Source organism: Mameliella sp. AT18 (genome assembly GCF_028807275.1).
Taxonomy (GTDB): domain Bacteria; phylum Pseudomonadota; class Alphaproteobacteria; order Rhodobacterales; family Rhodobacteraceae; genus Antarctobacter; species Antarctobacter albus.
This window is the reverse complement of sequence record NZ_JARAMO010000214.1, coordinates 22011-28891: the sequence shown is the minus strand read 5'-3', so window position 1 is coordinate 28891 and position 6881 is coordinate 22011. Positions and strand designations below refer to the sequence as shown.

The 6881-nt window shown below is 63.0% G+C and carries 6 protein-coding genes; 2 read left to right on the top strand and 4 right to left on the bottom strand.

The features are described 5' to 3' along the window. Positions 1-1254 (bottom strand): MFS transporter (locus PVW46_RS18940; protein WP_338020535.1); only part of this gene is annotated, 1254 nt, incomplete at its 3' end. A gap of 58 nt (positions 1255-1312) precedes the next feature. Beyond that, positions 1313-2431, bottom strand: coding sequence for a polysaccharide biosynthesis/export family protein (locus tag PVW46_RS18935; protein WP_223306218.1), 1119 nt, complete (start codon positions 2429-2431; stop codon positions 1313-1315). 130 nt (positions 2432-2561) lie between these two features. On the opposite strand from PVW46_RS18935, the gene PVW46_RS18930 reads away from it, so the two are divergent. Beyond that, positions 2562-3365, top strand: a complete 804-nt coding sequence (locus PVW46_RS18930) for an NAD-dependent epimerase/dehydratase family protein (protein ID WP_083242473.1) — start codon at positions 2562-2564, stop codon at positions 3363-3365. Next, positions 3362-3991 carry a sugar transferase gene (locus PVW46_RS18925; RefSeq protein ID WP_069211178.1) on the top strand — a complete coding sequence of 210 codons (630 nt, stop codon included), beginning with the start codon at positions 3362-3364 and terminating at the stop codon, positions 3989-3991. Before PVW46_RS18930 ends, PVW46_RS18925 begins: the two co-directional genes overlap by 4 nt. A 3-nt stretch (positions 3992-3994) precedes the next feature. Here the strand turns inward: PVW46_RS18925 and PVW46_RS18920 are convergent, their stop codons facing one another. Beyond that, positions 3995-4678, bottom strand: coding sequence for a YjbF family lipoprotein (locus tag PVW46_RS18920; protein WP_069211179.1), 684 nt, complete (start codon positions 4676-4678; stop codon positions 3995-3997). After that, entirely contained in the window at positions 4675-6822 is a 2148-nt protein-coding gene (locus PVW46_RS18915) for a YjbH domain-containing protein (RefSeq protein WP_083242474.1), read from the bottom strand. The genes PVW46_RS18920 and PVW46_RS18915 overlap by 4 nt, the downstream gene beginning before the upstream one ends. Positions 6823-6881 lie beyond the last annotated feature (59 nt).

Here is a 6881-nt window from a genome sequence, read left to right as displayed (position 1 = left end):
GACGTACAAAACGTACGTTTTGTACAAACTTCGGGGCCGCGTCACAGCATCGTCCGTGCCCGCGAAACCCCCACCCACATCATCGCCGTGGCAAAGAGGAAATAGAGCGCGACGCCCTATATACTGCGTCTCGATCGCCACGCCGAAGTCGATCAGGTAGCCGGTGATCCCCGGCCCAATGGCAGAGCCGAAGACCATCACCGCCGCCGCCATCGCCTTGATCGCGCCCAGGCTGCGGGTGCCATAGAACTCTGCCCAGAAGGCATTGGGCAGGGTATGTGTCGCCCCCGTGGTCATCGCCACGAACAACAGCCCGACCAGGGTCCAGCCTAGGCTATCACCCAGGGCGAAACAGAAAAACCCAACGAACATGGGCAGTTGCGACCAGGGGATCAGCCGCCCGGTGCCCAGCCGGTCCAGCAGCCCGCCCGCCATGACCATCGCGCCGACCGCCGCCGCCGTGTAGATCGGGAACAGGGCTGTCAGCTCCAGGTGGGACCATCCCTTGACCTCTGCGAAGTGCACCTGCTGAAAGAAAAAAGCGGTGTTGAAGGCCGGCGGCCCCAGCAAGGCCGGCACCATGAACCAGAACAGCCAGTGTTTCAGCACTTCGGGCCGGGCCCAGTGCCTTTGGTCCATGCCCACGGAATGATCGGTTTCCGCATGACTCTGCGGCGTCCGTTCTTTCCTCAGTAGCAACAGCAGGACCGGGACCGCCGCCAAGCTGACACAGGCCACCGCCACCCAAAGCCAGCGCCAGTCCATCACCAGCATGAGCGAGACGAAACTGACCGGCAGCAGCGCCTCACCCAGGGCGAACCCGAGGCCAGCGACCGAAAGCGCCTTGCCCCGCGTCGCAACGAACCAGCGCGACATCGAGACGACGGCGGTGTGGCTGGCCATGCCCTGGCCGCAGAACCGCAGCGCGAAGATCACCAGCGGCAGCAGGGCCGCCCATGCGTTCAGGGCCATGAAAAGGCAGGAACTTGCCAGCAAGATCAATACGATAGACCCGATCACGCGGGTGCGGAACCGATCCGTCAGCGCGCCTGCCCAGACCATGACCACCGCCGAGGCGCTGGTCCCGATGGTGTAGATCCCACCCCATTGCCCGTGGCTGAGGTCGAATCCTTCGCGGATTTCACCTGCAAAGATCGAAATAAAGAAGGTCTGGCCGAAGCTCGACAGAAACGTGAGCAGCGCGCCGGCGGACAGCCAGCGCGCGTTTTCGGCGAGAAAGCGAATGAGACCCATGTCCCGCCCTTGTCCCGCGATGTGTGAAAATGCGGACGCTGAACGCGTCCGCCAGAGGTCAGTTCGAAATGGCGTTCGCCTGGGCCGACACGCCCAGCACCGCCCCGACCATGCCAAAGATTGTCTGCGCCGAGGTGATCGGGCTTTCCGTGGCAAGCACGGTGTCATCGGGCTGGATCTGGAACTTGCGCGCGGCAAAGAGACCGTCGGCGGTGGTCAGGTCCAGCGTGAATACGACTTGCTGCATCCTGGGGCCATGCCCCGTGGGACTGATGGCCTTGGCGGGATACTCCCGCAGCACCAGGACACCTTTGGGATCTGCACGGGTATCGGACAGGCCGCCCATCAGCGACACGGCCTCAAGCGCGGTGACGTAATCCTTGGGGAAATAGATCAGGTTCTCGATCCCGCTGGCGCCAAGGGCGGTAAAGCTGCGGTCATCCTGTTCGATGACAACCGTGTCTCGGGGCAGGAGAAGCGCGTTCTTGGAACCGTCCGACAGCAGTTGCGACACCGAGATCTCGTAGGTCTTGGAGCCGCGCAGCAGGCGGATTCGGGGGTTGCGCAGATCCGGCATCACGCCGCCAGAATCCGCCAACAAGTTGAGAACCTTGTAGTTTCTCGACGGAAGGGGGTAGGCACCGGGTTTGCCGACGCCGCCGACCACGTCAACCGTGTGATCACGGCCCTGCTGCAGGTTAAGCTGAACCTGTGCCGACGGCAGAATCGGTGCAAGCCGTTCCTGGATCTTGGCACGGGCGCCGGTCGCGGTCAGGCCGCGCACGCCGACCTTGTTGACGTAGGGCAGAAAGATCGATCCCTGCGAGTCGACCTCGACACCCTTGATCTCGGCAAAGCGTTCGCCGGGGCTGGTCAGCAGGGAGTTATCCTGGCTGTCCCAGATGATGATGTCGATGCGGTCGCCGGTTCGGATGACCGAGGAACTGCTGCCGTGGCTGGTATTCGGCCAATGGTAGTGCCCGTGCCAGCCGCTGGCGGACCATGTGGCAAGACCGGGAACATTTTCACGGGTGACTTCGATCACCTGGAAAGTCGGTTTTTCCGCGTCCTTCTGGTTGAGTACCTCGGACTGGATCGCCGCGCCGCGCGGCAGGCTGCACGCCGCCAAGGCAAGAACGGCGGCCAACAGGGTGATAAGTCTCAGTTTTGCAGACACTCCAGTCCCCCAACCGGTGTTTGACACTTTCTAGCGGTTCAATCCGCTGATAGACAGTCTGACGGTCGATTGAAAGCGAATTGAGGGTCAAACCGTGGCAGGAACACAGCAATCCCGCAAGGTCCTGCTGATGGGTGCCAGTGGAAAACTTGGCCGAATGCTATGCTCTTTATGGCAATTCAACAGGTTTTCTCTGGTTCCGGTCTACCGTTCGGAAGGGCATGGGGGCCTTGTCTGGCAGGTCGGCGGACCTCTGCCGATGATCGAAGACGTGGCCGCAGTAATTGCCTTTTGGGGTGTGACACCGCGGCCTGGATGCAACTTGGACGATAATTCGCGACTTGCCTTGGCGGCCTTGGACCTGGGCAAGTCAATGGGCGCAGGGGTGGTGCTGCATTGCTCGAGTGCCGCGGTTTATCGGCCGGGGACAAGCCCGGTTTCGGAAGCTGACCGGGCCCGGCCCGTGTCGGACTATGGCCGTGCCAAGCTGGCGATGGAAAAGGCGATTGAGGAAAGAGCCAGTGGCGAGGGGCCGCGCAATATCATCCTGCGGATCGGGAACGTCGCGGGGGCTGACAGTCTCTTTGCCAATCTGCGCCCCGGAGGGCGGATCACGCTGGATCGCTTTCCTGACGGGTCAAGCCCGGCGCGCAGTTATATCGCCCCGCCCGACCTTGTGCGCGTGATCGAGGCGCTGGTCGAAGACGTTACCGCCGAGGGCACCTACAATGTTGCCGCGCCCGTGCCGACGGAAATGGGGGAAATTGCCCGCGCCGCCGGCTGCACCATCGACTGGCGCGTCGCCCCCGAGACGGCGGTGCCGAAGGTCTGGCTGGACACGTCCCGGCTGTCTCGGATCCTTGCTTTGCCATCTGGGGCGGCGGCAGCGGATCACCTGGTCAAGGGCGCCCAAGCGGGGGGCACCTGGCCATGAGGACGCGGCGGCCCCTGCTGCATACGCTTGATTTCCTTTATGCAATCGGGATGACGGTGCTGCTCTCACCACTCATTCTTTACGTGGCGGTCGTGGTCTGGCGCAACGATGGCTGGCCAATCATCTATCGCTCCGAACGGATGAAAAGCCCGACGCGGTCCTTCTTGCTGTGGAAGTTCCGGACGATGAAGAATGACCCGGCCGATGCCGGCGTCACCGGTCCGTCCAAGTCCGGCCGCATCACGCCGACAGGTGCCTGGTTGCGGCGCAAACGGCTGGATGAACTCCCGCAGCTCTGGAATATCCTGAGAGGAGACATGGGCTTTGTCGGCCCCCGCGCGCCGCTGCGCCGTTACGTCGAGAAATACCCCGAGATCTATGCAGAGGTGCTGAAGGAACGGCCCGGGATCACGGGGATGGCGTCGATGGCCTATCACAAGACAGAGGAGCGTCTTCTGGCGCGGACCGAGAGTGCGGAAGAAACCGAAGAGGTCTATTGTCGCCGCTGCATCCCGCGCAAGGCGCGCCTGGATCGCCTGTACGCGGCGCGGCGCAATCCCTGCACGGATCAACGGCTGATGTGGGCGACGGTGTTCCGGCGGGTGTCCATGCACCGGCGCCGCTGAGGATCAGCGGCGCAGAACCTGCGAGTTCACATAGCCGATATAGCTGCCCAGCCAGTGCTTGCCGCTGTAGATGTAACCATCAGAACCGACAACGTAGGCATTGGTGAAATCGCGCGACATGCCGTCGGCGGCGGTACACTTGGCGGTCACAAGCTGCCCGCTGGCGCGGACGAGCCCGGCTGCCACGGGCACGGTGCCACCTGTCGTCAGGTAGCAGGTGTAGCGATGTACCTCGGTTACGTCCTCGGGCGTGAGGAAACGCTGGTCATAGCTGACCCGGCCTTCACGGCGTGCCTTGACGTAGGAAAGCAACTGGTCCTCTTCCGAGGACATCAGGTCGCCGCCCAGGCCACGGGTCGAGGTGATCATGCCATCGCGCAGGACGATCACCTGGCGGGCCGGGTTGCCGTAGGTCTGGTAGGGACCATTGCGCTGGATGTTCTGCAGAAGAACCTGAACCTTGTCACGGCTTTCCAGTTCGAACAGGTAGACGGAATCCGTTGTGGCCCCCAGTGCCTTGGCGATCTGCTGCGGTGTCAGCGGCTTCGGCGCTTCCTTCTTTGAAAAGATCGCCTTGGGCAACTGCTTGAGAATAGCTGCCGTGTCCTTGTTCGCGTTGCCGCAGGAAACCAGGGCCAGGGCCGCCGTCAGGGCCAGGCCGATGCGTGTAATGCTGCGCCGGGTCATCGCCAGAACCTTCCCCAAGAATTGACAGCGTCCGGTTTGTGGTAGTCGCGGACCTGTTCGTAGAGACGCCCGTTGACGTTGAGACGCGCACCGCCGTCCCGCGACAGCGACTGGATCAGGACATCGTTCCGGCGCCGCGACGGTTGGCCGAAGAAGGTGGCCAGCGGCATGGTGAAACGGATGCCCTTGTCGAACGAACCTTCGCCGAAGTCCTCGAAGGAGGCATCGGTAAAGGTGGCATAGGCACCCACGCGCCAGCCATTCGCGAACTCGCGGTCCAGAGCGACCGTCGCGCCATAGTCGCCTGCCAGGTAACGGCCCACGTCAAGCTGTCCGTGGAACCCGTTGCCGAAGGCATAGTAGGCCGAGACATGGCCGTTGACGTTGGGGATCTCGCGCTTGACGCCCGTCACCGGGTCCGTTGTCGTCATGGACTGCAGGCCAAAGAGCTGGTCGAAGTCACGGCGCTGGATGTAGTTCAGCTCTGCCCCCAGTGCGAGACGGCTGTTGACCGGTTTCCACAACAGTTCGGCCGAGGCACCGGCGTACATCTGTTCAAGGTAGCCCAGCGTCACGCGGGAATAGACATTCTTGGCCGGGCGTCCGTAGTGCGCCAGCTGCAGGTACTCGATCGCCGGGTCGCCTTCTTCCGAGTAGCGGGCGTGGTCGGTGCGCACGCGCGGCAGGTTCGACTTGTCGAGGCGTTTCACCTTGTCGAGGTTGCCGGTGAGCTTCTTGGTGATCGACCCGCTGGCAATCAGGTTCGGCGTGATTTCGTATTCCGCCGAGGCGCGCAGACCCGCGTCGAAACGCACAGGGTTGTCCGGGTCAAAGACCGAGAGCTGCACGAACGGTGAAATGGCCCAGGTGAATTTCGGGTAGATGCCGTCATCCGGCGGTGGCGCCTTGCCAAAGCCGTCGCCGAAGTTGGTTCGGGCCAGCATCTCGTTGGCGGCATCATGTTCCAGCCGCTCGAGGTCGGACCGGCGGAAGGTGACGGCGGACATCGCCATGCCGTTGACCACGGGCACGATCTCGAACACCTCGACCGAGGCCGGCATGACTCGGGTCATGACCCGGGCCAGTCTGCCAAAGGCCTGTGACGGGGCGCCGTATTTGGGATTCACCAGGCGAACGGTGACACGGCTGCTTTGCAGGTCGATGCCCTCGACCTCCAACCCTTCCTTGGCGGCGAGGTTCTTGAGCGAAGCCGTGACGGAAGCCGAGCGCTGGGAGTCCAGCGTCCAGCCAAGGTCCGCAGCCGATCCGGGCGCGCGGGGCGCGACCGGAAGGCCCGATGGCTCTGTCCCGCCGGGCACGCCCAGGGTCTTGGGGTTGGTGACAAAGGTGAACTGCGCGCCGATTTCCGTGCCCAGGACGTGGTATAGCGAAAGCTGCCCACCATTCTTGAACCGGTAGTCGACACCGAAGTTCCAGGGGCTGGATTTCTTCGATGTGCCGCGCTGAACCTCATCGACATAGTCGTCAGAGGAGTATTCCACCTTGAAGGTGTAGCGGTCGTTGGGCGAGTAGGAGACCCCGCCAAAGGCGGCCACGTCGCCACGGAAAAAACGGTCGATCTCGGGCAGGCCACCCTGGTTGGTGATCTTGCCCGGCCGCGTGCCCATGTTGCCAAAGGGCTGGTAGGACCCGTAGCGCCCCCAGCCAAGACCGCCGGTCAGCGTCAAGCCGGGATACACCGTTTTCGACGCGACCAGGTATTCGCCCGAGTAGATGCCCGTCCCGATGAAATCCTGGATGCCGACGACCACCGAGGGGCGGCGTTCGGTTTCGGTCAGGAGCTGGTAGCGGAGGTCAAAGCTGCGGTCGAAGAGCGTGCCATTATTGGCGGTGAAGTTCTCGATCGCGGAATAGCGGAAGGTGCCGGACAGCCGCGGGAGGATCTGGAAATAGAGCGTGGTCCGCGATGTGCCGCCGAAATGCGCATAGGTCCCGGCAAGGGTCGCGTCTGGCGGCACCTGTGCGGTGGGCATGTCAACCAGGCCGGGAGAGCCGTACAGGTTGAATGGAAGGCTGTTCACACCCTCCTCTGCCCGGACGGCGCCGCCGAGCGCGGACAGAATGGTGCCCGCAAGCGCGACGCGCCGTACGAGGCCCGATTTTCCGTTGTGAAAACCCGGCATGGTCCCCCACCTCGTTGCCAACACTGTTTCCCGACCCTTGCTAATGTGTTCGTCTAGCC

What these genes read in the sequence shown, in the direction of transcription:
- PVW46_RS18930 (WP_083242473.1), top strand. Translation starts at nt 2,562, where the DNA reads ATGGGTGCCAGTGGAAAACTTGGCCGAATGCTATGCTCTTTATGGCAA.
- PVW46_RS18925 (WP_069211178.1), top strand. Translation starts at nt 3,362, where the DNA reads ATGAGGACGCGGCGGCCCCTGCTGCATACGCTTGATTTCCTTTATGCA.
- PVW46_RS18920 (WP_069211179.1), bottom strand. Translation starts at nt 4,678, where the DNA reads ATGACCCGGCGCAGCATTACACGCATCGGCCTGGCCCTGACGGCGGCC.
- PVW46_RS18915 (WP_083242474.1), bottom strand. Translation starts at nt 6,822, where the DNA reads ATGCCGGGTTTTCACAACGGAAAATCGGGCCTCGTACGGCGCGTCGCG.